The organism is uncultured Paracoccus sp. (assembly GCF_947487305.1).
Classification (GTDB): Bacteria; Pseudomonadota; Alphaproteobacteria; order Rhodobacterales; family Rhodobacteraceae; genus Paracoccus.
The window spans coordinates 418,314-444,338 of the sequence record NZ_CANKWH010000001.1; the positions used below are offsets into that span (position 1 = coordinate 418,314).

30 protein-coding genes and 1 tRNA gene are annotated in these 26,025 nt (G+C 66.1%); 13 read left to right on the forward strand and 18 right to left on the reverse strand.

What is annotated here, in order from left to right:
* Positions 1 to 59 precede the first annotated feature (59 nt).
* Positions 60 to 1,019, reverse strand: coding sequence for an agmatinase (speB, locus tag Q1A36_RS02125; protein WP_299839040.1), 960 nt, complete (start codon positions 1,017 to 1,019; stop codon positions 60 to 62).
* A gap of 232 nt (positions 1,020 to 1,251) precedes the next feature.
* A complete protein-coding gene (locus tag Q1A36_RS02130) occupies positions 1,252 to 1,863 on the reverse strand; it encodes a YceI family protein (RefSeq protein WP_299839043.1) in 612 nt (203 codons plus the stop codon).
* A 243-nt stretch (positions 1,864 to 2,106) separates the two neighbouring features.
* Between Q1A36_RS02130 and rpsF the strand changes: the two genes are divergently transcribed.
* The 4 genes from rpsF (at position 2,107) to bmt (ending at position 4,571) form a co-directional block, all read left to right on the forward strand.
* Complete coding sequence (rpsF, locus tag Q1A36_RS02135; RefSeq protein WP_299839046.1) at positions 2,107 to 2,532, forward strand: 30S ribosomal protein S6; 426 nt, start codon at positions 2,107 to 2,109, stop codon at positions 2,530 to 2,532.
* Positions 2,533 to 2,546: 14 nt separating this feature from the next.
* Positions 2,547 to 2,774, forward strand: a complete 228-nt coding sequence (gene rpsR / locus Q1A36_RS02140; RefSeq protein WP_101751034.1) for a 30S ribosomal protein S18 — start codon at positions 2,547 to 2,549, stop codon at positions 2,772 to 2,774.
* Between the two features lie 12 nt (positions 2,775 to 2,786).
* On the forward strand, positions 2,787 to 3,374 hold the full coding sequence (gene rplI / locus Q1A36_RS02145; RefSeq protein ID WP_299839054.1) for a 50S ribosomal protein L9: 588 nt from the start codon (positions 2,787 to 2,789) through the stop codon (positions 3,372 to 3,374).
* 186 nt (positions 3,375 to 3,560) lie between these two features.
* Positions 3,561 to 4,571 (forward strand): betaine--homocysteine S-methyltransferase, encoded by a 1,011-nt coding sequence (gene bmt / locus Q1A36_RS02150; protein ID WP_299839057.1) that lies wholly within the window; start codon positions 3,561 to 3,563, stop codon positions 4,569 to 4,571.
* Positions 4,572 to 4,813: 242 nt separating this feature from the next.
* Here the strand turns inward: bmt and Q1A36_RS02155 are convergent, their stop codons facing one another.
* A complete protein-coding gene (locus tag Q1A36_RS02155) occupies positions 4,814 to 5,188 on the reverse strand; it encodes a DUF3461 family protein (RefSeq protein WP_299839060.1) in 375 nt (124 codons plus the stop codon).
* Positions 5,189 to 5,275: 87 nt separating this feature from the next.
* Entirely contained in the window at positions 5,276 to 6,355 is a 1,080-nt protein-coding gene (locus tag Q1A36_RS02160; RefSeq protein ID WP_299839063.1) for a PA0069 family radical SAM protein, read from the reverse strand.
* Between the two features lie 141 nt (positions 6,356 to 6,496).
* Here Q1A36_RS02160 and Q1A36_RS02165 point away from each other — a divergent pair, with 141 nt between their 5' ends.
* Complete coding sequence (locus tag Q1A36_RS02165; protein ID WP_101751029.1) at positions 6,497 to 7,204, forward strand: B12-binding domain-containing protein; 708 nt, start codon at positions 6,497 to 6,499, stop codon at positions 7,202 to 7,204.
* Positions 7,205 to 7,274: 70 nt separating this feature from the next.
* Here the strand turns inward: Q1A36_RS02165 and Q1A36_RS02170 are convergent, their stop codons facing one another.
* Entirely contained in the window at positions 7,275 to 8,744 is a 1,470-nt protein-coding gene (locus tag Q1A36_RS02170; protein ID WP_299839067.1) for a calcium-binding protein, read from the reverse strand.
* 346 nt (positions 8,745 to 9,090) lie between these two features.
* On the opposite strand from Q1A36_RS02170, the gene Q1A36_RS02175 reads away from it, so the two are divergent.
* The 4 genes from Q1A36_RS02175 (at position 9,091) to Q1A36_RS02190 (ending at position 12,631) form a co-directional block, all read left to right on the forward strand.
* The gene (locus tag Q1A36_RS02175; RefSeq protein WP_101751027.1) at positions 9,091 to 9,270 is read left to right on the forward strand and encodes a hypothetical protein; all 180 of its coding nucleotides are present in this window, start codon (positions 9,091 to 9,093) and stop codon (positions 9,268 to 9,270) included.
* Complete coding sequence (locus Q1A36_RS02180; protein WP_299839074.1) at positions 9,260 to 9,919, forward strand: DUF1638 domain-containing protein; 660 nt, start codon at positions 9,260 to 9,262, stop codon at positions 9,917 to 9,919. Before Q1A36_RS02175 ends, Q1A36_RS02180 begins: the two co-directional genes overlap by 11 nt.
* An 82-nt stretch (positions 9,920 to 10,001) precedes the next feature.
* Complete coding sequence (nadA, locus tag Q1A36_RS02185) at positions 10,002 to 11,051, forward strand: quinolinate synthase NadA (protein ID WP_299839339.1); 1,050 nt, start codon at positions 10,002 to 10,004, stop codon at positions 11,049 to 11,051.
* A gap of 5 nt (positions 11,052 to 11,056) precedes the next feature.
* Entirely contained in the window at positions 11,057 to 12,631 is a 1,575-nt protein-coding gene (locus tag Q1A36_RS02190) for an L-aspartate oxidase (protein WP_299839076.1), read from the forward strand.
* Positions 12,632 to 12,646: 15 nt separating this feature from the next.
* Here the strand turns inward: Q1A36_RS02190 and Q1A36_RS02195 are convergent, their stop codons facing one another.
* Positions 12,647 to 13,240 carry an HNH endonuclease gene (locus Q1A36_RS02195; RefSeq protein ID WP_299839078.1) on the reverse strand — a complete coding sequence of 198 codons (594 nt, stop codon included), beginning with the start codon at positions 13,238 to 13,240 and terminating at the stop codon, positions 12,647 to 12,649.
* Between the two features lie 183 nt (positions 13,241 to 13,423).
* Here Q1A36_RS02195 and Q1A36_RS02200 point away from each other — a divergent pair, with 183 nt between their 5' ends.
* The gene (locus Q1A36_RS02200; RefSeq protein WP_299839081.1) at positions 13,424 to 13,867 is read left to right on the forward strand and encodes a VOC family protein; all 444 of its coding nucleotides are present in this window, start codon (positions 13,424 to 13,426) and stop codon (positions 13,865 to 13,867) included.
* On the opposite strand, the gene Q1A36_RS02205 is transcribed toward Q1A36_RS02200, so the two are convergent.
* The 7 genes from Q1A36_RS02205 to Q1A36_RS02235 all read right to left on the reverse strand — a co-directional run bounded on the left by Q1A36_RS02205 (position 13,864) and on the right by Q1A36_RS02235 (position 19,220).
* Positions 13,864 to 14,934 (reverse strand): 2'-deoxycytidine 5'-triphosphate deaminase, encoded by a 1,071-nt coding sequence (locus Q1A36_RS02205; protein WP_299839084.1) that lies wholly within the window; start codon positions 14,932 to 14,934, stop codon positions 13,864 to 13,866. The genes Q1A36_RS02200 and Q1A36_RS02205 overlap by 4 nt on opposite strands.
* Positions 14,935 to 14,991: 57 nt before the next feature.
* Positions 14,992 to 15,069: transfer RNA gene (locus Q1A36_RS02210), tRNA-Pro, on the reverse strand.
* Positions 15,070 to 15,152: 83 nt separating this feature from the next.
* The gene (locus Q1A36_RS02215) at positions 15,153 to 15,800 is read right to left on the reverse strand and encodes a MerR family transcriptional regulator (RefSeq protein ID WP_299839087.1); all 648 of its coding nucleotides are present in this window, start codon (positions 15,798 to 15,800) and stop codon (positions 15,153 to 15,155) included.
* 14 nt (positions 15,801 to 15,814) lie between these two features.
* Complete coding sequence (gene ihfA / locus Q1A36_RS02220) at positions 15,815 to 16,117, reverse strand: integration host factor subunit alpha (RefSeq protein WP_101751019.1); 303 nt, start codon at positions 16,115 to 16,117, stop codon at positions 15,815 to 15,817.
* Between the two features lie 134 nt (positions 16,118 to 16,251).
* Positions 16,252 to 17,343: a TRAP transporter substrate-binding protein DctP gene (gene dctP, locus Q1A36_RS02225; RefSeq protein ID WP_101751018.1), complete on the reverse strand. Its 1,092-nt coding sequence runs from the start codon at positions 17,341 to 17,343 to the stop codon at positions 16,252 to 16,254.
* Between the two features lie 34 nt (positions 17,344 to 17,377).
* A complete protein-coding gene (locus Q1A36_RS02230) occupies positions 17,378 to 18,709 on the reverse strand; it encodes a TRAP transporter large permease subunit (RefSeq protein WP_198590255.1) in 1,332 nt (443 codons plus the stop codon).
* Positions 18,699 to 19,220: a TRAP transporter small permease subunit gene (locus Q1A36_RS02235; protein ID WP_299839097.1), complete on the reverse strand. Its 522-nt coding sequence runs from the start codon at positions 19,218 to 19,220 to the stop codon at positions 18,699 to 18,701. Before Q1A36_RS02235 ends, Q1A36_RS02230 begins: the two co-directional genes overlap by 11 nt.
* A gap of 141 nt (positions 19,221 to 19,361) precedes the next feature.
* On the opposite strand from Q1A36_RS02235, the gene Q1A36_RS02240 reads away from it, so the two are divergent.
* Positions 19,362 to 19,631: a DksA/TraR family C4-type zinc finger protein gene (locus tag Q1A36_RS02240; RefSeq protein ID WP_299839099.1), complete on the forward strand. Its 270-nt coding sequence runs from the start codon at positions 19,362 to 19,364 to the stop codon at positions 19,629 to 19,631.
* Between the two features lie 204 nt (positions 19,632 to 19,835).
* On the opposite strand, the gene Q1A36_RS02245 is transcribed toward Q1A36_RS02240, so the two are convergent.
* The 3 genes from Q1A36_RS02245 to rpmF are packed head-to-tail and all read right to left on the reverse strand — an operon-like array spanning position 19,836 to position 22,167.
* Positions 19,836 to 20,822: a beta-ketoacyl-ACP synthase III gene (locus tag Q1A36_RS02245; protein WP_299839101.1), complete on the reverse strand. Its 987-nt coding sequence runs from the start codon at positions 20,820 to 20,822 to the stop codon at positions 19,836 to 19,838.
* Positions 20,819 to 21,940, reverse strand: coding sequence for a phosphate acyltransferase PlsX (gene plsX, locus Q1A36_RS02250; RefSeq protein WP_299839104.1), 1,122 nt, complete (start codon positions 21,938 to 21,940; stop codon positions 20,819 to 20,821). Before plsX ends, Q1A36_RS02245 begins: the two co-directional genes overlap by 4 nt.
* Positions 21,941 to 21,960: 20 nt before the next feature.
* Entirely contained in the window at positions 21,961 to 22,167 is a 207-nt protein-coding gene (gene rpmF / locus Q1A36_RS02255) for a 50S ribosomal protein L32 (protein WP_101751014.1), read from the reverse strand.
* 271 nt (positions 22,168 to 22,438) lie between these two features.
* Here rpmF and Q1A36_RS02260 point away from each other — a divergent pair, with 271 nt between their 5' ends.
* Positions 22,439 to 23,704, forward strand: a complete 1,266-nt coding sequence (locus tag Q1A36_RS02260) for a cation:proton antiporter (RefSeq protein ID WP_299839108.1) — start codon at positions 22,439 to 22,441, stop codon at positions 23,702 to 23,704.
* A gap of 6 nt (positions 23,705 to 23,710) precedes the next feature.
* Here Q1A36_RS02260 and Q1A36_RS02265 read toward each other — a convergent pair whose 3' ends face one another.
* Positions 23,711 to 24,244, reverse strand: a complete 534-nt coding sequence (locus tag Q1A36_RS02265) for a DUF177 domain-containing protein (RefSeq protein ID WP_299839110.1) — start codon at positions 24,242 to 24,244, stop codon at positions 23,711 to 23,713.
* 126 nt (positions 24,245 to 24,370) lie between these two features.
* On the opposite strand from Q1A36_RS02265, the gene bamE reads away from it, so the two are divergent.
* A complete protein-coding gene (gene bamE / locus Q1A36_RS02270) occupies positions 24,371 to 24,814 on the forward strand; it encodes an outer membrane protein assembly factor BamE (RefSeq protein WP_101751011.1) in 444 nt (147 codons plus the stop codon).
* A gap of 23 nt (positions 24,815 to 24,837) precedes the next feature.
* Here bamE and Q1A36_RS02275 read toward each other — a convergent pair whose 3' ends face one another.
* Positions 24,838 to 25,959, reverse strand: a complete 1,122-nt coding sequence (locus Q1A36_RS02275; protein WP_299839115.1) for a THUMP domain-containing protein — start codon at positions 25,957 to 25,959, stop codon at positions 24,838 to 24,840.
* Positions 25,960 to 26,025: the final 66 nt, after the last annotated feature.

Genomic DNA, 26,025 nt, shown 5'->3' on the forward strand with positions numbered 1-26,025 from the left:
AAAGGTGCTTCGCTCAGAGGCCGGCAGCGGCCACCCGCGGTCGTCCACCGGCCCTGCCCTCAGCGCCGGTTCCAGCCATAGAGCGCGATCAGCTCCATCGCCACATGCGCCCCTGCCACTGCCGTCGCGCCGGTCGTGTCATAGGGCGGCGAGACCTCGACGACATCGCCACCGATGAGATCGATCCCCGCCAGACCGCGCAAGATCGCCGCCGCCTGCCAGCTGGCCAGCCCGCCCCAGACCGGCGTGCCGGTGCCCGGCGCGAAGGCCGGGTCGAGTGCGTCGATATCGAAGGTCAGATAGACCGGCCGCGCGCCGATCACCGTGCGGATGCGGTTGAGCGTCGCCTCGATCCCGTCCCGATGCACCGAGGGCGCGTCGAGGATCGTCACCCCCATCGTATCGGGATTGTCGGTGCGGATGCCGACCGATACGCTGGCCGCCGGGTCAACGATGCCCTGCCGGATCGCCTTGTAGAGAAAGGTCCCGTGGTCGATGCGCTCTGGGTCGTCATCGGGCCAGCTGTCGGAATGCGCGTCGAACTGGATCAGCGCCACCGGCCCCCGCCGCGCCGCCACGGCGCGCAGGATCGGCAGGGTGATGGAATGATCGCCGCCAAGGGTGATCGGGGCGGCGCCGGCATCCAGGATCGCGCCGATATGCGCCTCGATCCGCGCCGGCACTTCGCTTGTCTTGGCATAGTCGAAGGCCATGTCGCCGTAATCGATGACAGTCAGCAGCGACAGCGGGTCATAGCCCCAGCCATAGGGCGGATCATAGGGCTGCAGGGTCGACGCCTCGCGGATGGCGCGGGGGCCGAAGCGGGTGCCGGGGCGATGGGTGACGGCCTGATCGAAAGGAATGCCGGTCACGGCGATATCCGCGCCCGCCAGGTCCTTGGAGTAACGTCGGCGCAGGAAGCTGGTCGCCCCGCCAAAGGCATTCTCGAAGCTGAGGCCGCGCGGGTCGGTGCGGGTGAAGGCCTGATCGACCTGATGCTTTGCGTCTTCCAGTGCCATTGCGTCCCTCCACTGACGGGTTTCCGCAGAGGATGGCCGAAGCGCGCCACAGGGGCAACAGGGGGACAGCGGCAGACCGCCGGGTGGCCGCTGGCACGGTTGGTCGAAGCACATTCATGGCGCAACCATATAGAACAGGCGTTCGGCGTGGGGCGTCACCAAAGCGGCCGCCCGAGGGGGCGGTCGGCCGCTGGCCCGGGCGCGCTTCGCCCGCGTTTCCGGGCCGGGTCCGCTACTCCGCCTTGCCCGCCTCCACCGAAATCTCGATCTCGACCTCGTCGCCCACCGCCGGGGCGAATTGGCCCAGGCCGAAATCGGACCGCTTGATGGTCGTCTCGGCGTCAAAGCCGATCCACGGCTTGCCGGACACCGGGTTCTCGCCCTGCTGGTTCAGTTCGACCTCGAGCACCACGGGCTTCGTCACCCCGTTCAGCGTCAGATCACCGGTGACGGTCGCGGTCTTCTCGCCCGTCGGCTCGACGCTGGTCGAGGCGAAGGTGATCCGCGCGTCGCTGCCCTCGGGCAGATCAAAGAACGCGGGCCCCATCAGGTCGGTGAAACGGTCCTGCCAGCCGGTCAGCATCGCGCGGACCGGAAAGCTGACCTCGACGGCGGAATTTTCCGGTGCCGCCTCGTCCAGCGTGATCTGCCCCTCGATGCCGCCGAAGAGGCCGCGCGTGGTGGAGAAGCCAAGATGGTCATAGGCGAAGGCGATCTGGCTGTGTCCGGGATCGAAGTGCCACAGCGTCGCCCCCTCGGGTGCGGCCTCCTGCGCCCCCTCCTGCGCCAAGCCGGGCAGCGTGGTCAGCGCCAGAAGCGCGAGCGTTGACAGGGCGTGTTTCATCTGCTTCTCCGATCCACGGCAAGGACCCGCCCTTGGTGCGGCCTGCGGCGCGCCGGGTCAACGCCCGGACCGCTCAGATTTCCGTCAACCGAGGACCGGGCGTTTGCGCTTGCATTGCCGGGATTCGCCGCTATAAAGCCGCATCCTTCCGCAACTATGCGAAACCGGTGCAGCCTCTCGTGGCGGGGCGTGGAAGGGTTGACCCGCCGTTGAAGCGCGCCTTGAGACTGAGAAAGGATCGCCATGCCTTTGTACGAGCATGTGCTGATCGCCCGCCAGGACCTGTCGAACACGCAGGCCGAAGGGCTGATCGAACATTTCTCGGCCGTGCTGACCGATAACGGCGGCAAGGTCATCGAGAACGAATACTGGGGTGTCCGCACCCTCGCCTACAAGATCAACAAGAACCGCAAGGGCCATTACGCCTACCTCCGCACCGACGCGCCCTCGGCCGCCGTGCAGGAGATGGAGCGCCTTGCCCGTCTGCACGATGATGTGATGCGCGTCATGACCGTGCGCGTCGACGAGCACGAGGAAGGCCCGTCGATCCAGATGCAGAAGCGCGACGAGCGTGGTGATCGCGGCGACCGTGGTGATCGCGGTGACCGTGGGGACCGCGGCGATCGTGGTGACCGTGGCGAGCGTCGTGAACGCCGCGAACGCGCATAAGGAGATCTGATCCAATGGCGAACAAACCGTTTTTCCGTCGTCGCAAGGTCGATCCGTTCGGTGGCGAGAATGCCCCGAAGATCGACTATAAAGACACCCGCACCCTGCAGCGCTACATCAGCGAGCGCGGCAAGATCGTGCCGTCGCGCATCACCGCGGTCTCGGCCAAGAACCAGCGCAAACTGGCCCAGGCCATCAAGCGCGCGCGTTTCCTGGCCCTGCTGCCCTACGCCGTGAAATAAGGAGGCAGACCGATGCAAGTCATTCTGCTGGAACGTGTGGCCAAGCTGGGCCAGATGGGCGAAGTGGTGAAGGTGAAAGAGGGTTATGCCCGCAATTTCCTTCTGCCGCAGGGCAAGGCGCTGCGCGCCAGCCAGGCCAATATCGACGCCTTCGAGGCGCAGAAGGCCAATTTGCAGGCCCGCAACGAAGAAGGCCGCGCCGAGGCCGAGAAGATGGCCGCGCGCATTGATGGCGAGAAATTCGTCATCATCCGTTCGGCTTCCGATGCCGGTGCGCTTTACGGTTCGGTCACCCCGCGCGACGTGGAAACCGTCGCCGCCGAGGCCGGCCACAAGATCGACCGCAAGCAGGTCGTTCTGGGCAACCCGATCAAGGAACTGGGCCTGCATGACGTGACCGTCGTGCTGCACCCCGAGGTCGAGGCCACCGTCACCCTGAACATCGCCCGTTCGACCGAAGAGGCCGAACTGCAGGCGCAGGGCAAGTCGATCCAGGAACTGGCCGCCGAGGCCGATGCCGAGGCCGAATTCGAGATCGCCGAACTGTTCGACGAAATCGGTGCGGCCAATGACGACCTGGACGGCCCGGACAACCGTTGATCGCGCGTCAGGTCTTGACCTGACCGGACGGTGATCCCGATATCTGCGCCGCGCCGAGCAATCGGCGCGGCGTTTTCTTTCAGCGAGTTGAAACTGATTCAAGTCAGACCCGCGATTTATGAATTTGACCTGCCGGCCTGCCCGTGAAACAGCAGGGGCGAGACGGCCTGACGTGAGGATTGGACCATGAGTGACGCGCTGACCCGGTTGATGGCGGAACGCGACTGGCTGCTGGCCGACGGGGCCACCGGCACGAACCTGTTCAACATGGGCCTGTCTGCGGGCGAGCCGCCGGAACTGTGGAACGTGGACCAGCCCGACAAGATCCGCGCGCTCTACAAGGGCGCGGTCGATGCCGGCTCGGACCTGTTCCTGACCAACAGCTTCGGCGGCAATGCCAGCCGGCTGAAACTGCACCAGTCCCAGCATCGCGTGCGCGAGCTGAACCGCGTCGCGGCCTCGCTTGGCCGCGAGATCGCCGATGCCTCGGGCCGCACGGTCATCGTCGCCGGCAGCATGGGCCCCACCGGCGAGATCATGGCGCCGATGGGCACGCTGACGCATAATGCCGCGGTCGAGATGTTCCATGAGCAGGCCGAGGGGCTGAAAGAGGGCGGGGCCGACGTTCTCTGGGTAGAGACCATCAGCGCGCCCGAGGAATACCGCGCCGCCGCCGAGGCCGCCGATCTGGCCGGGATGCCCTGGGTTGGCACGATGAGCTTCGACACCGCCGGGCGCACCATGATGGGCATGACCTCGGCCGCCATGTCGGCCATGGTCGAGAAGCTGCCGAACGCACCGGTGGCCTATGGCGCCAATTGCGGTGTCGGGGCCTCGGATCTTCTGCGCACCGTCATGGGCTTCGTCGCCTCGGGCAACGAGCGTCCGATCGTCGCCAAGGGCAATGCCGGGATTCCGCGCTTCGAGCATGGGCACATCCATTACGACGGCACGCCCGAGCTGATGGGCGAATACGCGGTGCTGGCCCGTGACCTGGGGGTGCGGATCATCGGCGGCTGCTGCGGCACCATGCCCGAGCATCTGCGCGCCATGCGCCACGCGTTGGAAACCCGCCCCCGGGGCGAGCGTCCGACGCTGGAAGCGGTGGCGGAAAAGCTGGGCGGGTTCTCCTCGGCCAGCGATGGCACCGACGACAACGGCCCCAAGCGCGAGCGCACCAGCCGCCGCCGGGGGTGAGCCGGTCCGCATGAAGATCAAAGGCCGCGCGGGATTGCGCGGCCTTTTTGTATCCCGTGCGAGCAGCACAGGGTCAGCGGCCTGCCGTGGGTGGCCGCTGAGGCGGTTGGCCGATGCAGTTTATCGAGCCAGTATATCGAACGACTGTTCGGCACGGATCGTCACCAAAGCGCCTACCCGCCCGAACGGGCAGGCGCTCGCCCGGCGGCACTTCGCACCTTGTTCCGGGCAGGGTCTACCGTTCAGCTTCCCGTCGTCTCCTTGATCTGCCGGGTCAGCGCGCGCACACGCGCCACCTCCATCTCGACCGCCTTCAGCGCCTCGTCGATCTGGCTGGCAAGCGACGCCACATCGCCCCGCGCGGCCAGCAGGCTGTCCAGTTCCACGATCGCCGTGCTCAGCGTCGGCGAGATCTCCTGCGCCCCCTCCTCGGCCGTGCCGGGCGTGCCGACGCCGATGCGGCGAAAGCGATAGACCCGCGTGTCGGGCAGAAGCGAGCCGGGCTTGCGGCGATACCTGACGCGCAGGATATCCTCGTCATTCGGTCCCTCGAAATAATCGTAGGAACTGATCTCGTTCGGCGACGTGATGCCCATCTCGGTCAGGGTCGGATACATGCGACGGCCTCCTCGCGGTCCTGCACTGAATTGCCCGTTCATGTTGGCGTTAACAGAACCGTGAATCAAGCGTTTAGACGCGGTGGGTCAGAACAGGCTCAGCTGGTCGCCGGCGCGGGGCGGCGCGGCGAAGCGGCTGCAATCCATCATCGGCGCGCGCTCGGAATAGCCGAGCTTCCTGCGCGCCAGCCGGAACCGCTGGCGCATCAGGTCGGCCTCGATCCCCTCGCCGCGGAAGCGGTGGCCAAAGCGCGGGTCATTGTCGCGCCCGCCGCGCATGGCCTGCACCCGGTTCATGATATGGGCGGCCTTGCCGGGATGGTGACGCTCGAGCCAGTCGCGGAACAGCGGCGCGACCTCGTTGGGCAGGCGGACCGGGATCAGGCTCGCCGTGGTCGCCCCGGCCTCGCGGGCTGCTGTCAGGATCGCCTCGATCTCGGGCTCGTTCAGGACCGGGATCACCGGCGCGACCATGACCCTGACCGGCACGCCGGCCTTGGCCATGTCGCGGATCATCCGCAGGCGGGTGGCGGGCGACGGCGCGCGCGGCTCCATCTGCCGGGCGAGGGTCTCATCCAGCGTGGTCAGCGAAATCCCCACCGCCGCCATGTATTTCGCCGCCATCTCGGCCCAGAGATCCAGATCGCGCAGCACCGTCTGCCCGCGCGTGACCAGCGTGACCGGGTGGTTCCAGCTGTTCAGCACCCTGAGCAGGCCGGGCATGATGGCGAATTTCGCCTCGGCCGGCTGGTAGGGGTCGGTATTGGTACCGAGCGCGATGGGCGCGACCTTGTAGCTGGCCCGCGCGATCTCCTGTTCCAACAGCCGGGCGGCATTGGGTTTGGCGGTGATCTTCGTCTCGAAATCGAGACCCGGCGACAGGCCCAGATAGGCGTGGCTGGGCCGGGCATAGCAGTAGATGCAGCCATGCTCGCAGCCGCGATAGGGGTTGATCGAGCGGTCGAAGGGAATGTCGGGGCTGGAATTGCGGGTGATGATGCTGCGCGGCTCTTCGGTGACGATCTCGGTCCTGAGCAGATGTTCCTCGTCCGGCAGGTCCCAGCCATCGGCCTCGGGCTCGGCGCGCAGCCGGTCAAAACGCGGCGCCGGCCGGGTATCGGCACCACGGGCCTTCAGGCGTTCAGCGGGGTTGCGGGGCGACAGCATGGGGCAAATATAGAACACAACGGGAACATTGACCAGAGATTCGCCACAGGCGTCGCCAGCATAGCGCGCCATGTCGGATTTCTGCTATCCAAAGGGTCAAATACCGTTCAAAGGGCGGGAAACGCGAAGTGGAGTCCGATCATGGCTGACGAAGACGAAGAGATCATCCTCTCTGAACTGAACGACGACGATCTCGTCCAGCAGATGATGGATGACCTGTACGACGGTCTGAAGGACGAGATCGAGGAAGCCGTCCACATCCTGCTGGAACGCGGCTGGCAGCCCTATGACGTGCTGACCAAGGCGCTGGTCGCCGGCATGACCATCGTGGGCGCGGATTTCCGCGACGGCATCCTGTTCGTCCCCGAGGTGCTGCTGGCCGCCAACGCGATGAAGGGCGGCATGGCCATCCTGAAGCCGCTCCTGGCCGAGACCGGCGCGCCGCGCATGGGCAAGATGGTCATCGGCACGGTCAAGGGCGACATCCACGACATCGGCAAGAACCTCGTCTCGATGATGATGGAGGGTGCGGGCTTCGAGGTGGTCGATCTGGGCATCAACAATGCCGTCGACAAATATCTGGAAGCCGCCGCGCGCGAAGAGGCCGACATCATCGGCATGTCGGCGCTGCTGACTACGACCATGCCCTATATGAAGGTCGTCATCGACACGATGAAGGAACAGGGCATCCGCGACGATTACATCGTGCTGGTGGGCGGTGCGCCGCTGAACGAAGAATTCGGCCGCGCCATCGGCGCCGACGCCTATTGCCGCGATGCCGCCGTGGCGGTCGAGACCGCCAAGGACTTCATCAAGCGCAAGCATAACCAGCTGGCCGCCGGCGCCTGAGCCGCCGAGCGACTGGCATTTCGACCTGGGGCGGCCGCAGCGATGCGCGCCGCCCTTTTTCCTGCAGGGCTCAGAGCAGGAAATAGGTGGAGGTAACGGCCAGCGGGTCGTCGAGGAACAGGCCGAAATCGGCCACCCTGTCACCGTTCACATCGGCCGAGATCCAGCGTTGGGTTCCCACCGCCTGGCACCGCAGCTGACCCGCCACGCCGGTAAAGGCAGCCCCGCCGATGAAGCTGAACGCTTGGTCGCCCGCCATGGTGGTCCGGGCATCGATGACGCGCAAGTCGATGCGGTCGCCCTCGGCCAGGCTGAAATCGGTGATCACGTCGCGTCCGGCACCGGCATAGGTCGATTCGAGACGGCTGTTGAAGATGAAGCGGTCGGCGCTCTCGCCCCCGATCAGCCGGTCGGCCCCCATCCCGCCGATCAGGCTGTCATTGCCGTAGAAACCGTTCAGCACGTCATTGCCGCCGCCGCCGCGCAGCAGGTTGGCGTTGGTATTGCCCATGATCGTGTTGTTCAGCGCATTGCCGCTGCCCGCCCAGGCTGCGGTGCCCTGCAACAGGGTCAGGTTCTCGTGATAGGCGCCAAGGGTGCGGTTGGTGTTGCTGGCCAGCGTGTCGATGCCGGTATCGGCATATTCGAAGCGGAAGACATCGCCCCCCTCGAGGAAGTAGAGGTCATTGCCAGCCCCGCAGTCATAGATGTCGGCGCCGGCATTGCCGGAGAAGACGTCATTGCCATCGCCGCCGACCAGCCGGTCGATCCCGTCGCCCCCGTAAAGCCGGTCGTGACCATAGCCGCCGAAGATGGTGTCATTGCCGGCCTCGCCAAAAAGGTTGTCCGAGGCATCGGCGGAACTGGCGTAATAGCCGCCCCCATCGATCAGGTCATCGCCGTCGCCGCCGAAGATGTAATCCGCGCCGTCTCCGCCTTCGAGATCGTCATTGCCGGCGAGGCCACGAATGGAATCGTTGCCCAGGTCGCCATAGACCTCGTCGACCCCGCGTCCGCCAATGATCGTGTCATTGCCCGCCCCGCCCCAGGCCGAATTGTACCAGCCGGTCGCGTGCAGGAGGGTCAGCGAATCCTGATCGGTGTAGATGACATCATGGCCATCCTCGCCGCGCAGGACATCGCTGCCCCAGCCGCCGATCAGCCCGTCATCTCCAGTGCCGCCGTAAAGCTGGTCATTGCCATGCTCGCCGAAGATCGTGTCATTGCCGGCATCGCCATAGAGCCGGTCGGAACCGCCGGTCAGCCCCAGCTTCCAGTCGGCGCCCGCCTGCGGCCCGGTATCGCCATAGATCAGGTCATTGCCGTCGCCGCCATGGGCCTCGTCACCCTCGATCCCGTCATCGCCATCATAATAGATGTCGCCATAGATCGTATCGTCGCCGCCATAACCGAAAAGCGCCCCGGGAGTGCCGGTATCGCTGTAATTGTCATAGCCGCCATCACCCAGCACGAGGGCCCTGCCCCACAGCAGGTCGCCCAGATTGGTTCCGATCAGATTTCCATTTGGATTCAGTGGCATGTCGAACTCCTACAACATCCCGTCCGGCGGTGGTGACGCGAGAATATCGCGCCGCTCCTCGGTCCTGGGCACTGATACCTGCCGAGAATATTAGGGAATATGCCACGGGTTTATCTCTTAGGCAATTCTATTCAATTAACTCATGTTAATTTGTCGCAGATTTATTCATATTCAATTTAAAATTGTAGAAACTGATCGACTGTCGCGGCGGCGTGATTCCGAACCGCCCCGGCCAGATGCGACCGGCAAGGACCCGCCCATCCGCAACGTCACCCCGACAAATGAACCACAATCGCAGACTCGGCCTTTTCATCCCGCCTGCCCGGCCCCATATTAGTGGGGCAAGATGAGTGAGGACATCATGCCGCTGCCGCATTTTCTGGTGATGATCGCCGCTGTTATTCTGGCTGCCGCCCTGACCATCTGGGCGAGCCTGTCTGCGGGTATTCCGCTGGTCGCATTGGCGCTGATCGCGCTCACGGGGGCAGCGGTGCTGCACCTGTCGATGCGGGACAATGAAGGCTGAGATCCAAGACCTGACCCCGGCCGAGAACGCCACCCTGCCCCGCACGCTGCTCTTGGCCTGCGGTGCCTTGGCGCGCGAGATCCTGGCCGTGCGTGACGCCAATGGCTGGGCGCATATGGACCTGCATTGCCTGCCCGCCGACCTGCATCTGCGCCCCGAGCGCATTCCCGACGCGGTCGAGGCCGCGCTGGCGAAGCATGGCGCCGATTATGACAAGGCCATCGTCGTCTATGCCGATTGCGGCACCGGCGGGCTTCTGGAGGCGCGCTGCAAGGCGCTGGGGGTCGAGATGATCCCGGGGCCGCATTGCTATGCCTTCTTCGACGGGATCGAGGACCATGCCGCCCGTCAGGACGAAGAATTCACCGCCTTCTTCCTGACCGATTTCCTGGTCCGCCAGTTCGACGCCTTCGTCTGGCGCGCCATGGCGCTGGATCGCCACCCCGAATTGCGCGACATCTATTTCGCCCATTACGAGCGGCTGATCTACCTGGCGCAGACCGACGATCCGGCACTGGATGCCAAGGCCGAAGAGGCCGCCGCGCGGCTGGGTCTGGCCTATCAGCGGCGCAAGACCGGCTATGGCGACTTGCCGGGCGAACTCGCACGGCTTGGCGCCGTTTCAACTTCCCGAGGCCCCGACCGGTGACGTTAGGTCAACTTGGCCCTTGGGTTTCCCGCGCAGACGGGCTAACCCGCTGCCACCCCTGCCCCCAATCGGAGTGCTGCCGTTGCTTGACCTGACCCATGTTCGCGCCGAACTGGCTGATCATTACGACCTCGCGCCCTCGCTGGACCTCGCGGAATCGATGTCCGATATCCACGAGAAGATGAAGCGGGTGGTGCCCCTGCCCGATTGGGCGATCCACGCCCCCTATGTGAAGGCCATTCTGGAGCTGAAGCGCAGGCGCAATGCGGTGATCCTTGGCCATAACTACATGACGCCCGAGATCTATCACGGCGTGGCCGATTTCGTCGGCGACAGCCTGCAACTCGCCATGAAGGCGACCGAGGTGGATGCCGATGTCATCGTGCAGGGCGGCGTGCATTTCATGGCCGAGACCTCGAAGATCCTCAGCCCGGACAAGATCGTGCTGATGCCCGACATGGAGGCCGGTTGCAGCCTGGCCGAAAGCATCACCGCCGAGGGCGTGGCCCAGATGCGGGCAAAATATCCTGGCGCGCCGGTGGTCAGCTATGTGAACACCACCGCCGAGGTGAAGGCCGCATCCGACATCTGCTGCACCAGCGCCAATGCGCTGCAGATCGTCGATGCCATGCCGGGCGATACGGTCATCTTGACCCCCGACCAGTTCCTCGCACAGAACGTGGCGAACAAGTCGAAGAAGAAGGTCGTCTTCTGGGCCGGTTCCTGCATCGTGCACGAGCTTTACACCGCCGAGGATCTGCGCAGCCACCGCGCGCATAATCCCGGCATCAAGATCATCGCCCATCCCGAATGCACCCCCGAAGTGGTGGCCGAGGCCGATTTCACCGGCTCGACCAAGGGCATCATCGACTGGGTGCATCAGAACCAGCCCGGGCAGGCCATGCTGGTCACCGAATGCTCGATGGCCGCGAACATCGCGGACGAGCTGCCGGGGGTGAACTTCACCAAGACCTGCAACATGTGCCCCTATATGAAGAAGATCACGCTGGAGAAAATCCTCTGGGTGCTGCACAGCATGGAGAATCAGGTTCATGTCGATCCGGCCGTGGCCGACCGCGCGCGGCTGGCCGTTCAGCGGATGATCGACCTGTCGCGCAAGCTGGGCCTCTGACGCCGGTGGCGCATCAGCGGATCGCGACCGATCGCGTCATCATCGTCGGTGCCGGGCTGGGGGCGCTTTATGCGGCGCTGAAGCTGGCGCCGCGCCCGGTGGTGATGATCTCGCCCGAGCGGCTTGGCAGCGGCGCCAGCTCGGCCTGGGCGCAGGGCGGCGTGGCGGCGGCGATGGCGCTGGCCGACAGCCCCGAAAGCCATGCCGAGGACACAGAACGCGCTGGTGCCGGCATCGTCGATGCCGAGGTTGCCCGGCGGGTGACGCGCGAGGCGCGCGAGCATATCCTTGACCTCACCAGCCTCGGCACCCCCTTCGACCGGGGCGCGGATGGCGGCTACGTGCTGTCGCGCGAGGCGGCGCACAGCTTTGCCCGCGTGGTGCGGGTGAAGGGCGATCAGGCCGGCGCGGCGATCATGGCCGCGCTGATCGAGCAGGTCCGCGACACGCAATCGGTCCAGGTGCTGGAAGGCACGATGGCGGTGGCGCTGGACATGACCGCAGGCCGCGTGACCGGTGTGGTGATCCAGTCCGCCGATGCCGATGGCTCGGCCCCGGTCGTGCTTCAGGGTCCGGCGGTGCTGCTGGCGGGGGGCGGCTCGGGCGGGCTTTTCGCGCTGACCACCAACCCGCCGCGCATTCGCGGTCAGGTGATCGGCATGGCCGCGCGCGCAGGCGCCGAGATCGCCGATGCGGAATTCGTGCAATTCCACCCGACCGCCATGGATGTGGGCGAAGATCCCGCGCCCTTGGCGACCGAGGCGCTGCGCGGCGAGGGCGCGGTGCTGATCAACCGCGATGGCGAACGCTTCATGCGGTCCGTTCACCCGGATGCCGAACTGGCCCCGCGCGATATCGTGGCACGGGCGATCTTCGCCCAGACCCAAGCGGGCAAGCGCCCGATGCTGGATACCCGCGCCGCGCTTGGCGCGCGCATCCTGACGCAGTTCCCCGCCGTCGCCTCGGCCTCTGCCCGCAATGGCATCGACCCGGTGACGGAACCGATCCCGGTCGCCGCCGCCGCGCATTACCATATGGGCGGCATTGCCACCGACGCGCAGGGCCGCGCCACGCTGCCCGGCCTCTGGGTCTGCGGCGAGGCCTCCTCGACCGGGCTGCACGGGGCGAACCGACTGGCCTCGAACGGGCTCCTGGAGGCGCTGGTCTATGCCCGCATCTGCGCCGTGGATATCGCCGAGGCTCTGCCCGAGGGGATGGATGCCGCGCCGGTCGCACTCGGCTTTGCGCCGGGTGGCAGGGCGTCGGACCCCGAGGCCGTCAGCCAGCTGCGCCACACCATGACCGATCTGGTCGGCGTGGTCCGCAACGGCACCGGACTGCGCGAGGCGCTGCGCCGGATAGCGGTGCTGGAACGGGCGGCGGGCGATGATCCGAACTTTCTGAACATGACCGCCACGGCCACCCTGATCGCGGCGGCGGCACTCCTGCGCGAGGAAAGCCGGGGCGCGCATTGCCGGTCGGACTTCCCGGAGCCTGCGCCCGGCCCCGGAAAACGCTCGCGCCTGACACTGGCGCAGGCGATGGATGTTCGCAGCGAGGTGAGTGAGGCGCGGGCTTAGGTCAAAGGCCAGAAGTCAGCTTTCCAGCTCGGCATCCCAGTAAAGGAAATCCATCCAGCTGTCGTGCAGATGGTTTGGCGGGAAGCGGCGGCCATGGGCGTGCATTTCCTCGCTGGTCGGGCAGCGCGGCGGACGGCGCAGGGTCATGCCGGAATGGCGCAGCGACTTGTTGGCCTTCCTCAGGTTGCAGGGCGAACAGGCGGCGACGACGTTCTCCCACGAGGTGATCCCCCCGCGCGAGCGCGGCACCACATGGTCAAAGGTCAGATCGCCCTTGCCACCGCAATACTGGCAGGAAAATTCGTCCCGCAGAAAAAGATTGAAGCGCGTGAATGCCACGCGCTTCCTGGGTCTCACATAATCCTTCAGAACGACAACCGAGGGTATCCGGAAGGCCTGTCGCTGACTTCGGACCACCTCGTCATATTCGGCCAGAATGCTGACCCGGTCCAGAAACACCGCCTTGATCGCCTCTTGCCAGGGCCAGAGCGACAGCGGGTAATAGGACAGCGGACGGTAATCGGCGTTCAGGACCAGCGCCGGGTGATGGCGCAGGCTGGCGGGCTCGCGCACGAAATGGGTCCTGAAATCACCGTGGTCGTCCAGCATAGGCGCCTTCCCATCTGCCCCTTCAGGCGGTTTCGGGGCAAAGCTTCGATCCGATACGATGACTATATATCGCGTCGGAAATCTGACAAGCCCCTGCATGTATTGGTGCCCAAGGAATAGCCTGCGCCCGTGACAGGCGCATGACGCATTGCGGCATCTCGCCCCCCGTGGCAGGCTATGGAGATGAGCGAAACCTCCGCCATTCCGCCGCAGCTCGGCACGCTGGAATCAGCGCTTTACGTCGATGACCTCGATGCAGCCGTGGCTTTCTGGCAAGGGGTGATCGGGCTTCCCTGCTTCCAGCGCGTGCCGAACCGCCATGCTTTCTTCCGGGTCGCCGAAGGCCCCCGGCCGCAGGTCCTGCTGGTGTTTCGCGCGGATGTGACCGAACACCCGCCCGCCCCTGACGCCCGCCTGCCGGTGCCGCCGCACGGGACGCGCGGGCCGGGGCATTACTGCCTTGCCGCCGCGCTCGAGACGCTGGACCGCTGGCGTGCGCATCTCGAGGCCTCGGGCATTGCCATCGAGGCGGATTTCCACTGGCCGAACGGCGCGCGCTCGATCTATTTCCGCGATCCGGCAGGCAATTCGATCGAGATCGCCGACCCGGCCATCTGGGCGGGTTAGGCGAACTGTTTCGCCAGCTTCAGCCCCTGCCCCTGGTAGTTCGACTTGATGCCTTCGCCATAAAGCCGCTCGGGCCGTTCGGCCATGCGCTCATAGACCAGACGGCCGACGACCTGCCCGTGTTCCAGCACGAACGGCGCCTCGTGGCAGCGCACCTCCAGCACGCCGCGCGCGCCGCGCCCGGCCTCGCCCACGCCGAAGCCCGGATCGAAGAAGCCGGCGTAATGCACCCGGAACTCGCCCACCATCGCCAGATAGGGGGCCATCTCGGCGGCGTAATCGGGGGGAATCGCCACCGCCTCGCGGCTGACGAGGATGTAGAAGGCACCGGGATCGAGGATCAGCCGGCCCTCGGTCGTGTGCAGCTGGTCCCAGAACTCGCGCGCGTCATAGGCGCCGATCCGGTCCAGATCGACCACGCCGCTATGCGGTTTGGCGCGATAGCCGACCAGATCGCCCGTCTCGGGGCGCAGATCGACGGAAAAGCCCAGACCCTGATCGATCAGCGCCGGGCCGCCGGTCACAAGTGGCTGCGCCTCGTTCAATGACACCAGCTCGGGATCGGTCAGAACCGCCTGCCCCTCGCGCAAACGCAGCTGATTCAGCCGCATTCCCGGCCGCACCAGAACGCTGAAACTGCGCGGGCAGATCTCGGCATAGATCGGGCCGTCATAGCCCTCGGGCAGCCGGTCAAACTCGGTGCCGTCATCCGTCACCAGCCGGGTCAGCAGATCCAGCCGCCCGGTCGAGGATTTGGCATTCGCCACGGCGGTCAGCCCCTTGGGCAGGGCCAGACGCTCCATCAGCGGCACCAGGTAGACGCAGCCGCGTTCCAGCACGGCACCGTCGGTCAGGTCCATCTGGTGCATCTGGAAATCGGGCAGCCGCTCCATCACCCGCCGGCCCTTGCCGGTCAGGAAGCTGGCACGCAGGCGATAGGCGGTAGTGCCAAGGCGCAGGTCAAGGCTGGCGGGCTGGATCTGTTCGGGGATGATCGCAGGCGCGGCGGAAATCGCGCCTGCGGCGATCAGCGCCTTGATCCGCGTGTCAGGAAGGACGCCGTTCATCAGATACCCCCGGATAAGCGAACGCCCACCCCCGCAAGGGGATGGGCGTTTTCGGAATGGTCGGGCCGGAGAGATTCGAACTCTCGGCCTTCCGCCCCCCAGACGGACGCGCTAACCAGGCTGCGCCACGGCCCGACGCCGGCCATATAGATCGAAGCGGACGGGCAGCACAAGGGCCGGAAGGCGGAAAAATCATGCCGGCCAAACATCTGGTCTGATCAATAGTGATCGGCGATGGCGTCCAGCAGCCGCAGCGCCTGCTCGAGCGCCCGATCGGGCAGATGCGAGCCGCCCGGATGGGACCGCAAAGACCCGTTGGCGCGGGTCAACTCGCCGAGCCAACCGGCCTGCCGGGCATCGACGGGGCTCGCCTGAGCGCGCGTGGCTGCAGGGGAAACGGCATCCTCAGGGAACAGCGGCAGCGGGCCGGGGGCATGACCCGCCGGGCGCTTGCGGTTGCGCGCGCGGGGGCCACGGGCGGGTTCGTCCTGTTCCGACAGGCTGGCGGCGGTCTGCTCAGCGACGGGCGGCCGGGCGGCAGGCGTCTCGACCGCCGCATCCTCGGCCTCGTCAGCCTCCAGCACCTCGCCCAGCTTCAGCGCGCCGCGCGCGCGGACCGATTCCCCGCGATCCTTGGCCAGCAGTTTCTTGGCACCGCGGATGGTCAGCCCCTCGTCGCGCAGCACCTCGCAGAGGCCGGCGGCAAGGCGCACATCATCGGGGCGGTAATAGCGGCGGCCATCGCCGCGCTTCATCGGCTTCAACAGGCCGAACTGGGTCTCCCAATAGCGCAGCACATGGGGTGCGACTCCGATCAGCTTGGCGACTTCGCCGATCGATCGGAATGCCTCTGCGCCCTTGGCCATGTGTCAGGAGATCCTCAGCTCTTGTTGCCTGCCGCAACGCGATCCTTCATCAGATGCGAGGGCCGGAAGGACAGAACCCGGCGCGGGGTGATCGGCACCTCTTCCCCAGTCTTGGGGTTGCGACCGATGCGTTCGTTCTTGTCGCGGACCGAGAAGGTGCCGAAGGACGAGATCTTGACCTGATGACCCGACACCAGCGCATCCGAGATATGACCCAGCACGCTTTCCACAAGCTGTGCCGATTCATGTCGCGACAGACCGACTTCGCGGAAAACGGCCTCGGCCAGATCCATTCGTGTCAGCGTCTTTTCACTCATACCTGCACCCTGTCGATTGCATCCATGATTGTTCGGTTTCGCATGGCCTGTCAACAATCGGGGCGGAGGAATCGTTCCCCCGCCCCTTGGTTTTCCGTTGATTTTGCGCGGTTTACCGCCGCGTCACGCCCAAATCACCCGGCGCAGGCCTGAATCTTGGCGAGGTCGGGGCCGTTCGGCGAGCGGCCCAGATTGTAGGGCGCCGAAGCATCCCGCCATTGGCTATAGTCCTGCAGGTAGGTGATCATGCTCGCATAGACTTTCGCCGAGAGGGGATTCTCGCAGGCGGCTTCCTCGATCGTCTCGTTGGCGAGCGTCTGGATGTTTTCCAGCGTCGCGTCATCCAGACGGGTGATCTCGGTCCCGGCATTCTTGAACTCGGCATAGGCTTCGGTGGCGCGCTTCTCGGTGAAGGCCAGCGACCAGAGAAGGTTCGCGGACGCCGCGACCTTCAGCGTCTCCTGCACTTCGGGCGTCAGCGCGTCCCAGCTGGCCTTGTTGATCATCACGCCGAAGACCGAGGCCGACTGGTGCCAGCCCGGGGTGGACCAGTATTTCGTCACCTGCTGGAAGCCGCCCGACCAGTCGACGTTCGGGGTCGAGAACTCGGCCCCGTCGATCACGCCACGCTCCAGCGACTGATAGATCTCGCCGCCGGCCATGCTGACCTGGTTGCCGCCCAACTTCTCCAGCAGTTTACCCTGCTCATAGCCCGAGAGACGCAGGCGCAGGCCCTTCAGGTCCTCGGTGGTCTGGATCGGCTTGTCGACGGTGCGGAAGCCCGATTCGTTGTTGGTCACGCCGTAAGGCAGGTAGACCATGCCGAACTTGCCATAGACCTCGTTGTAAAGCTCGGCCCCGCCCCATTCCTGGATCCAGTTGATGTAATCGACGGCGTTGAACAGCGCCGAGGTGGTGGCCAGCGGCGAGAAGGCACTGTCGCGGCCCGCCCAATAGCCCGGCCAGTCGCCGCCGGCCTGGATGGTGCCCGATTCGACCGCGCCGAAGACCTCGCCCGCCGGGACCAGCGAACCGCCTTCGAAGAATTCGATGTTCAGCTGGTCATCGGGGATCATGTCATTGGCAAGCTTGACGAAATGCTTGTCGATCTCGACCAGTTCGAGGCTCGACGGCCAGGTCGAGGTCATTTGCCAGGTCTCGGCCATGGCCGGCGCGGCGGCCAGCGTCACGGCGGCCAGCGCGGCCCCGGTCATCATCTTTTTCATTGTTACCTCCTTGTTGAATTCAGTTGCCCAGCCCTCACGAGGCCGGACCGTAAAGCGTTGTCGGCAGCCAGCTGACCAGCGCCGGGAACAGGATGATCAGGCCGCACATGACCAGCACCAGCAGGATGAAGGGCAGGACGCCGCGGATGATGTCGCCGGTCGAGACCTCGGGTGGCGCGATCGCCCGCATGTAGAACAGCGCGTAGCCGAAGGGCGGCGACAGGAAGCTGGTCTGCAGGACCACCGCCATCAGGATCACGAACCACAGCGGATCGATGCCCATCTCGCTGACCAGGGGCAGGAAGATCGGGAAGGACAGTAGCACGATCCCGGTCCAGTCAAGGAACATGCCGAGGATGAACACCACCAGCAGCATCACCGCCACCAGCGTATAGGGATCATCGGCCAGACCCCGGATCAGGTCCTGGCTGGCGCGCAGGCCTCCGGTGATGTTGAAGACGCCGGTAAAGGCGGTGGCACCCACCACGATGAAGAGGATCATCGCCGAGGTGCGGCCGGTTTCCAGCAGCGCCGAGTAGAAGGTGCGCCATTCGAAGCGGCCCCGGAAGATGACGATCAGCAGCGCCAGTGCCGCGCCGATGGCGCTGGCCTCGGTCGCCGTGGCGATCCCCGCCAGCATCGAACCAAGGATGCCGAGGATCAGCACCAGCGGCGGCACCGCCTCGATCAGCAGCATCTTCCACAGCTCGCCCCGGCTGATCTGCTCTTCGTCCTTCACCGGCGGCGCCCATTCCGGCCTGACCCAGGCGATGACAGCGACATAGAGCGCATACATCAGGCCCAAGAGGACGCCCGGGATCATCGCCCCGGCGAACAGCTGCCCGACCGACAGGCCCGGCGCGTAGGAGGCCATCAGGATCAGCATGATCGAGGGCGGGATCAGGATGCCAAGGCAGCCCGAGGCCCCGATCAGCCCGGTCGCCAGCCGCTTGTCATAGCCGTATTGCAGCATCGGCCGCAGCGCCATCATCCCCATGACGGTGATCGAGGCACCGATGATGCCGGTGGTCGCGGCCAGCAGGATCGAGATGAACACGACCGCAAGGCCCAGGCCCCCGGTCACGCGGGCCATCAGGTGGCGCAGCGCCTCGAACATCCGGTCGGTGACGCCGCTGTCGCTGAGAAAGCGCGCCATCAGGACGAACAGCGGGATGGCGATCAGCACGTAATTGTCCAGCACGTCGCCGAAGATGCGGTTGATGACGATGCCCAGCACCATCGGCTTGCCGGCGATGAAGGCCCCCAGCACCGCCGTGCCACCCAGAACGAAGGCCAGCGGATGACCCATGAACAGGCCAAGCACCAGCATCCCGGCCATGATCAGGCCGATCGTTTCACCGGACATCAAGCGCCTCCTCGGGATCGGGGGTATTGGTCCGGTTCAGCACCAGCTTCAGAAATTCGCTGATACCCTGGATCAACAGCAGCGCCGCAGCGGCGGCCATCGCCAGCTTCAGCGGATAGACCGGCAGCGAGACCGCGCCATAGGTCACTTCGCCCTGCCGCCACGAGGTCAGGGCGAATTTCCAGCTTTCGCGCAGGAAGATCACTGCGAAAGGGAAGAAGAAGATCAGATAGCCAAGCGCCTCGACCAGCCGGCGCGGACCGGCGGTCAGCCGCGCGGTGACTAGGTCGACCCGCACATGCGCCTGGTGGCGCAGAGCATAGCCGCCCAGCATGATGAAATAGAAGCCGTAAAGCTGCTTGGTCACGTCGAAGGCCCAACGGGTCGGGTCGCCGAAGACGTAGCGCATGACGACATCATAGATGATGATCCCGGCAAACAGGATCGCCACGACCGAGACGATGCGGCCGACGACCTCATTGATGCCGTCGATCAGACGGATGATGGGCAAGATGTCCTCCCTCGCGCGGTCATTGCTCGCCGCGTTTCGCTGCAGAGACTGCAAGGGGGGCGCGGGGCTGTCAACCGCTCGCGGGGCCTGTTTGCGCTAAGGGTCGGCAATACCTATCTTTACCTCAAGAAGGAGAGAGCCATGGCCGGTGGATGGGCGCAGGACGGCGCGGTAAACGAACAGATCGAGGTCTCGACGCAGGAAGCGATCGAGCGGATGCGGGCGCGGCAGCGTCAGGGCGGCGAAAGCGCCGCGTTCTGCGTGGATTGCGACGAGCCGATCCCCGAGGCGCGACGCCAAGCGGTTCCGGGGGTAAAGCTCTGCATCGAGTGCCAGCAGGGGCGCGACAAGACCTTCAAGGCAGTTGGCGGGATCAACCGGCGCGGCAGCAAGGATTCGCAGCTGAAGTAGCGCGGCAGAGGGCGTGCGCCGGCCCGTGGGGAGGCGCTGCAACGGTTGGCGCGGTCCCTTTATGGTGCCAAGCCCCTCCCAGTTTCAACCGTCTCGCGGATCTCACCAAAGCGCCTGCCCGCGGGGACGGGCCGGCGCTCGCCCGGCGGTCTTGCAGACCGCGCATCGGGCGGGGTCTGCAGTTCGGCTGTCAGATGGTCGCCCCTACCAGCGCAGGATCACCGAACCCCAGCTCAGCCCGCCGCCGATCGCCTCCGTGACGATCAGGTCGCCCGGCTTGAACCGCCCCTCGGAAGCAGCGACCGACAGGGCCAGCGGGATCGAGGCGGCCGAGGTATTGCCGTGATCGGCGACCGTCAGCACCACCTTCTCCATCGGCAGGTCCATCTTCTGCGCGGTGGCGGTGATGATGCGCATATTGGCCTGGTGCGGCACCAGCCAGTCGACATCAGTGGGGGCGAGCCCCGCCTTGTCCAGCGCCGTGTGCGCGGTCTTGGCCAGCTTCTCGACCGCGTGGCGGAAGACCAGGTTGCCCTGCATCCGCAGGTGCCCGGCCGTGCCGGAACTGCTGACGCCGCCATCGACGTAAAGCAGGTCACGATACTGCCCGTCGCTGTTCAGGTCGGTGGCCAGAATGCCCCGGTCGGCATTGGTCCCCTCGCCCTCGGCGGCCTCCAGCACCACGGCCCCTGCCCCGTCGCCGAACAGCACGCAGGTCGAGCGGTCGGTCCAGTCCATGATCCGGCTGAAGGTCTCGGCGCCGATGACCAGCACGCGATCCGCCTGATGGCCGCGGATCAGCCCCTCGGCATTGGCCAGCGCGAAGACGAAGCCGGCGCAGACCGCCTGCACGTCGAAGGCAAAGCCACGGGTCATGCCCAGCCCGGCCTGCACCATCGTCGCCACCGCCGGGAAGGTCAGGTCGGGGGTCGAGGTCGCCAGCACGATGGCGTCGATGTCATCGGGCCGAAGGCCCGCATTCTCCAGCGCGGCCTTGGCCGCACGGATGGCCAGATCGCTGGTGGTCTGGCCCTCGGCCGCGAAATGCCGCCGTTCGATGCCGCTGCGCGAGCGGATCCAGTCATCGGTGGTGTCCAGCTTGTCCTCGAACCAGCTGTTCTCGACCACGCGCTCGGGCAGGTAATGCCCGGTTCCCCGGATCACGGCGCGACGGGTGGCTTTGCCGGTCATGTTGCGGCCCCTTTTTCACTCGACTCGCCGCCCTCGGCCTGCGCCACGGCAACGCTTTGGGCCACGCGCGCGGCCAGACGGTCCTGAAAGCCCGACTTCGCCAGCTGAAAGGCCAGCTTGATCGCCGCCGAAATGCCGGTGGCATCGGCCGAGCCATGCGACTTGACCACGGTGCCGTTGAGGCCAAGGAAGACCCCGCCATTCACCCGGCGCGGATCGATGCGCTTCTGCAGACGCTTCAGCGAGGTCATCGCCAGAAGCGCCGCGAATTTCGACATGAAGGAATTGGCGAAAGCTTCGCGCAGGAAATCACCGACCAGCTTGGCGGTGCCCTCGCCGGTCTTCAGCGCGATATTGCCGGTAAAGCCATCGGTGACGATGACATCGGCGCGGGCCGAGGGCAGGTCGCCCCCCTCGACGAAGCCGACATAGGCAAAGCCGCCGGTGGCCGCCGCCTGCCCGATCAACTCATGCGCCTCTTTCAGCTCGGCCCGGCCCTTGTGCTCTTCGGTGCCGACGTTCAGCAGCCCGACCCGCGGATCCGCCACGCCAAGGCCATTGCGGGCATAGGACGCGCCCATCATCGCATATTGCAAGAGGTCCGGCGCATCGGCGCGGATATCGGCGCCCACGTCCAGCATGATGTTGAAGCCCGAGGGATTGCGCGAGGGCCAGAGGCAGGCGATGGCCGGCCGGTTCACCCCCGGCAGCTTGCGCAGCCGGATCATCGACAGCGCCATCAGCGCGCCGGTATTGCCGCAGGAGACGGCGACGGTCGCCTCGCCCTGCTTGACCGATTCGATCGCCGACCACATCGAGGTGCCTTCGCCCTTGCGCACGATCTGGCTGGGCTTGTCCTCCATCGTCACCACGCCCGAGGCGTGACGGATGTCGCAGCGCTCGGCCAGACCGCGCCGCTTGTCGATCAGCCGTTTCAGCAAATCGCCATCGCCATGGACGATGAAGCGGATCTCGGGGTTCTTCTCGGCGCTTTCGGCGATGCCGGCGACGACGGCGGCGGGGCCACGATCGCCCCCCATCGCGTCAACCGAAATCACCACGCTGCCCCCGGATGCAGGGGCGCGCGGGCCGGGGCTTTGCGCGTCTGGTGCCGTCATCGATCGACGAAACGGGCGGCTTACGCCGCGTCGTCGTCCAGCTCGATCTCGTTGGCCTGCGCGACCACTTCACGGTCGGCGTAATGGCCGCAGGACGGGCAAACGTGGTGCGGGCGCTTCAGTTCGCCGCAATTGGTGCACTCGTTCGGGTTGCCAGCGACCAGCGCATCATGGGCGCGGCGCATGTTGCGGCGGGAACGGGTTACGCGATTCTGAGGGACAGCCATGTCACAACCTCGGTTTTTGGCGGGCGCGCACGAAGGCGGTTCCGGTGTTAGTCTGAATTCATGAACGAACCGCGCCAATACGCCATGACGACCGGGCCTGCAAGGCCATTCCGCTGAAAGCGGATTGTCGGCCGGTGGGCTTGTGGGCCGTCCGGGTGAACGGTCGAGGTAAGCGATGCCTTGCCCTCACGCAAGGGTAAACTGGGCGGCACCCCGCGAAATCCCGCTTGCCGACGGATGTGCCACAGGGCCATGCTCGGCCCCCATGACGATGAGCTACGAAATCTTCCTCGCCATGCTGGGTTTCGGCGTCCTTGGTGCCGCGATCCTGCCGGCGCTGTCGCGGTCACTGGGCTGGGCGGTGCCGATCTCGATCCCGATCGCCTGCCTCTTCGGGGGAATCGGGGTCGGGCTGATCTTTCAGGACATGCCGACCATCGACCCGATCCGCCAGGGCGTGCTGGTCCAGCGCATCACAGAATTGGCGGTGATCCTGTCGCTGACCGGCGGCGGGCTGAAGCTGGACCGGCGCATGGGCTGGCGCAGCTGGGCCTCGACCTGGCGGCTTCTGGCGCTGACCATGCCGCTCTGCATCCTCGGGCTTGCAGCACTCGGCTATGGGCTTCTGGGCCTGCCGCTGGCCGCCGCGCTGCTCCTCGGCGCGGTGATGGCGCCGACCGATCCGGTGCTGGCCGCCTCGGTCCAGGTCGGCCCGCCCGGCGAGGCGGAAGAGGCCGAGGCGCGCTTTGCCCTGACCTCCGAGGCCGGGCTGAATGACGGGCTGGCCTTTCCCTTCGTCTTTCTGGCCATCGCCGCCACCGCCGACCGCATGGCCGAGACCGGCCAGCCCGGCGACGAGGGCAGTTTCGATCCGCCGGTGCTGTGGGAATGGCTCGCCTATGATGTCGGCTGGAAGATCGCCGCCGGGCTGCTGATGGGCTGGCTCATCGGCCGCTTCCTTGGCTGGGCGGTGTTCCGGCTGGCACCGCGCCGGGGTGTGCCCGATGCCTTCCTGGCGCTTGGCCTGACGCTGTTTGCCTATGGCCTGACCGAGATGGTGCATGGCTATGGCTTCATCGCGGTCTTCATCGCCGCCCTCAGCTTTCGCCGGTCCGAGCGCGACCACGCCGTCCATCGCGACCTGCATCACTTTGTCGAGCAGACCGAGATGATCTTCCTGATCGGCGTGGTCTTCGTCACCGGCATCGCCATCGGTCAGGGGATTCTGGCACCGCTCGGCTTCACCGGCCTGATCGTGGCGGCGCTGTTCCTGATCATCATCAGGCCCCTTGCAGGCTGGCTTTCGCTGGCGGGGCTTGGCCTGCCCCGGGGCGAGCGTTTTGCCATTGCCGCGCTTGGCATCCGCGGCGTCGGCTCGATGTATTACCTGGCCTACGCGCTGAACCATGCGCCCTACAGCATCGAATCGGGGCAGATGCTCTGGGCCATCGTCGCGCTGATCGTGGCCTCCAGCGTCATCCTGCACGGGATCGGCGCGCCGCGGCTGATGGCGCGGCTGGCCGAGCGGCAGCGATAGGCCGCGTTATTGCGGGCGCTTCTTCAGCAGGTCCCCCAGACCGGCAAAGGGCTTCTTGCGGTCATCCTCATCACCGGCATCGGCCTCGTCTTCAGCCTCGGGCAGTTCCGCCCCGTCCGCACGGGGATAGAGCGGCAGCGCCAGCGCCAGCGCCTCGATCATCACCGCGCCGGCGTCGATGAACTGGCCCAGGGGCTCCATCTCGTCATCCGGCATCTCGATCTCTTCCTCGGTCGGCGCGGTCATATGCGGCGAAAAGATGCGCCGCACCTCCTCGTCGATCGGACTTTCGACCGGGGCCATCGTCACCACGCAGGGCTGCACCACTCGCGCCGTCAGGCGGCAGGTCATGACCCAGGCGTCATTGCCGCGCGCCACCACCTCGCCCTTGAAGCGCAGGGCCGGCAGGTCCAGCAGGTCCAGTTCGGAAGCGATGGCGGCGCGGGCCGCGGCATCGGGCTCAAGGTCCAGCGGATTGGGCGCGCGCGGATTCAGATGCGCCACGCGCAGACGATGGGCAAAGGAGGGTGTCGCGGTCATTCTTCTGTCTTTCGCATCTGGGGGCACATCGCCGGCCCTGCGCCTTATTCTTGAGCGCAGGTGCCGAGTTTGCTAAGCCGGGTCGGCGGCGTCAACCGAACTGCCGGAAATGAGGGACCAAAATTCATGTCAGCCATTCGGCAGTTTCTGATTCTGGCGGTTCTCGCCATCGCCGCCTGTGCTCCGGTCTATCGCAATCACGGCTATATTCCGCCCGAGAACGATCTGGCCCAGGTCGTCGTCGGCCAGACCACCGTCGACGAGCTGCCCGGGTTGATCGGCCGCCCCAGTTCGCAAGGGCTGCTGACCGGCTCGGGCTGGTACTATGTCGGCTCGCGCTGGCGGCACTATGGCCCCTACGAGCCGGACGAGATCACCCGCCAGGTCGTCGCCGTGACCTTTGGCGAGACCGGCACCGTCGCCAATATCGAACGCTTCGGGCTGGAGCGCGGTCGGGTCGTGGTGCTGTCGCGCCGCGTGACCGATTCGGGCGTGGGCGAGATTTCCCTGATCCGTCAGCTGATGGGCAACCTCGGCAACTTCAGCGCCGGCCAGCTGATCGACGAGTGATCCGTTCGCGGTGAGGGGCGGCATCAGCCGCCCAAGATCCCCGTCTGCCACAACCGCACCTTCAGCCCGCCATGTGCCACGATCGGCCCGGGCGGCAGGAACGGCAGCCCGGTCGCCTTGGCCAGCCCCGCCTCGCTGGTGACGATGCCCACGCGCCAGCCGGCAAAGCGGCTGCGCAGCACCTCGCCCATATTGGCATGCAGCCCGAAAAGCGGCCCCTTGTTGCCGACCCGCGCGCCATAGGGCGGGTTGATGATGACGATCCCCGCCGGCCCGTCGGGGCGCTGCAGGTCGGCGATGGCACCCTGCGCAAAGCCGGTCCAGTCCGCCACCCCTGCCCGTTCAGCATTGGCAAGGCTCATCCTTACCGCGCCGGCATCGCGGTCGCTGCCGGTGAACCGCGCAGTGGGCACGCGCGGCGTCACGCCGGTGCGCAGGGCCTGCCACGCTGCCGCATCGAAATTCGCCAGAAGCTCGAAGGCAAAGCTGCGGCTGCGCCCCGGCGCCATGCCCGCCGCCATCTCGGCCGCCTCGATGACAAAGGTGCCCGAGCCGCACATCGGGTCCAGCACCGGCTGGCTGCCGTCAAAGCCCATCTCGCTGAGGAACATTGCCGCCATGGTCTCGCGCATGGGGGCCTTGGCCACGGCCTGCTTGTGGCCGCGCTTGTGCAGCGATTCCCCGGTCGTATCGAGGCTGATGGTGCAAAGATCATCCTCGATCCGCACCTTCACCGTGACCGAGGGATCGGTCGCCTCGGGTTTGGCAATCGTCGCACCCAGTTCCTCGACCAGCGCCCGCTCGATCCGCTGGCTGATGGCCCCGGCGTGATAGACGCGGCTGGCCTTGCTGCTGGCCTCGACCCGGACCGGCACATCGGGACGCAGCCAGTCGGCCCAAGGAAACTTGCGGGCGCGCTTATCGAGCTGCGCCAGATGCATCGCCCGGAAACTGCCGACCCGCGCCAGAACCCGGGTGGCACCCCGCAGCATCAGGTTCGCGCGCATCACGTCGGTCCAAGGACCGGAGACGGTGACGCCGCCGGGCTGGATCGCAGGCGTCCAGCCCAGCTCGCGCGCCTCGGCCGCCAGCGGCGCTTCAAGGCCGGGCGTGGCGACAAGGAAGATGTCGAATGTGTCTGTCATGGCCGAGGCCATAGAGGGGATTCGCGCGGACGGCTATCCCCCATGCGTGCCGGCGGGCCGGCTGCC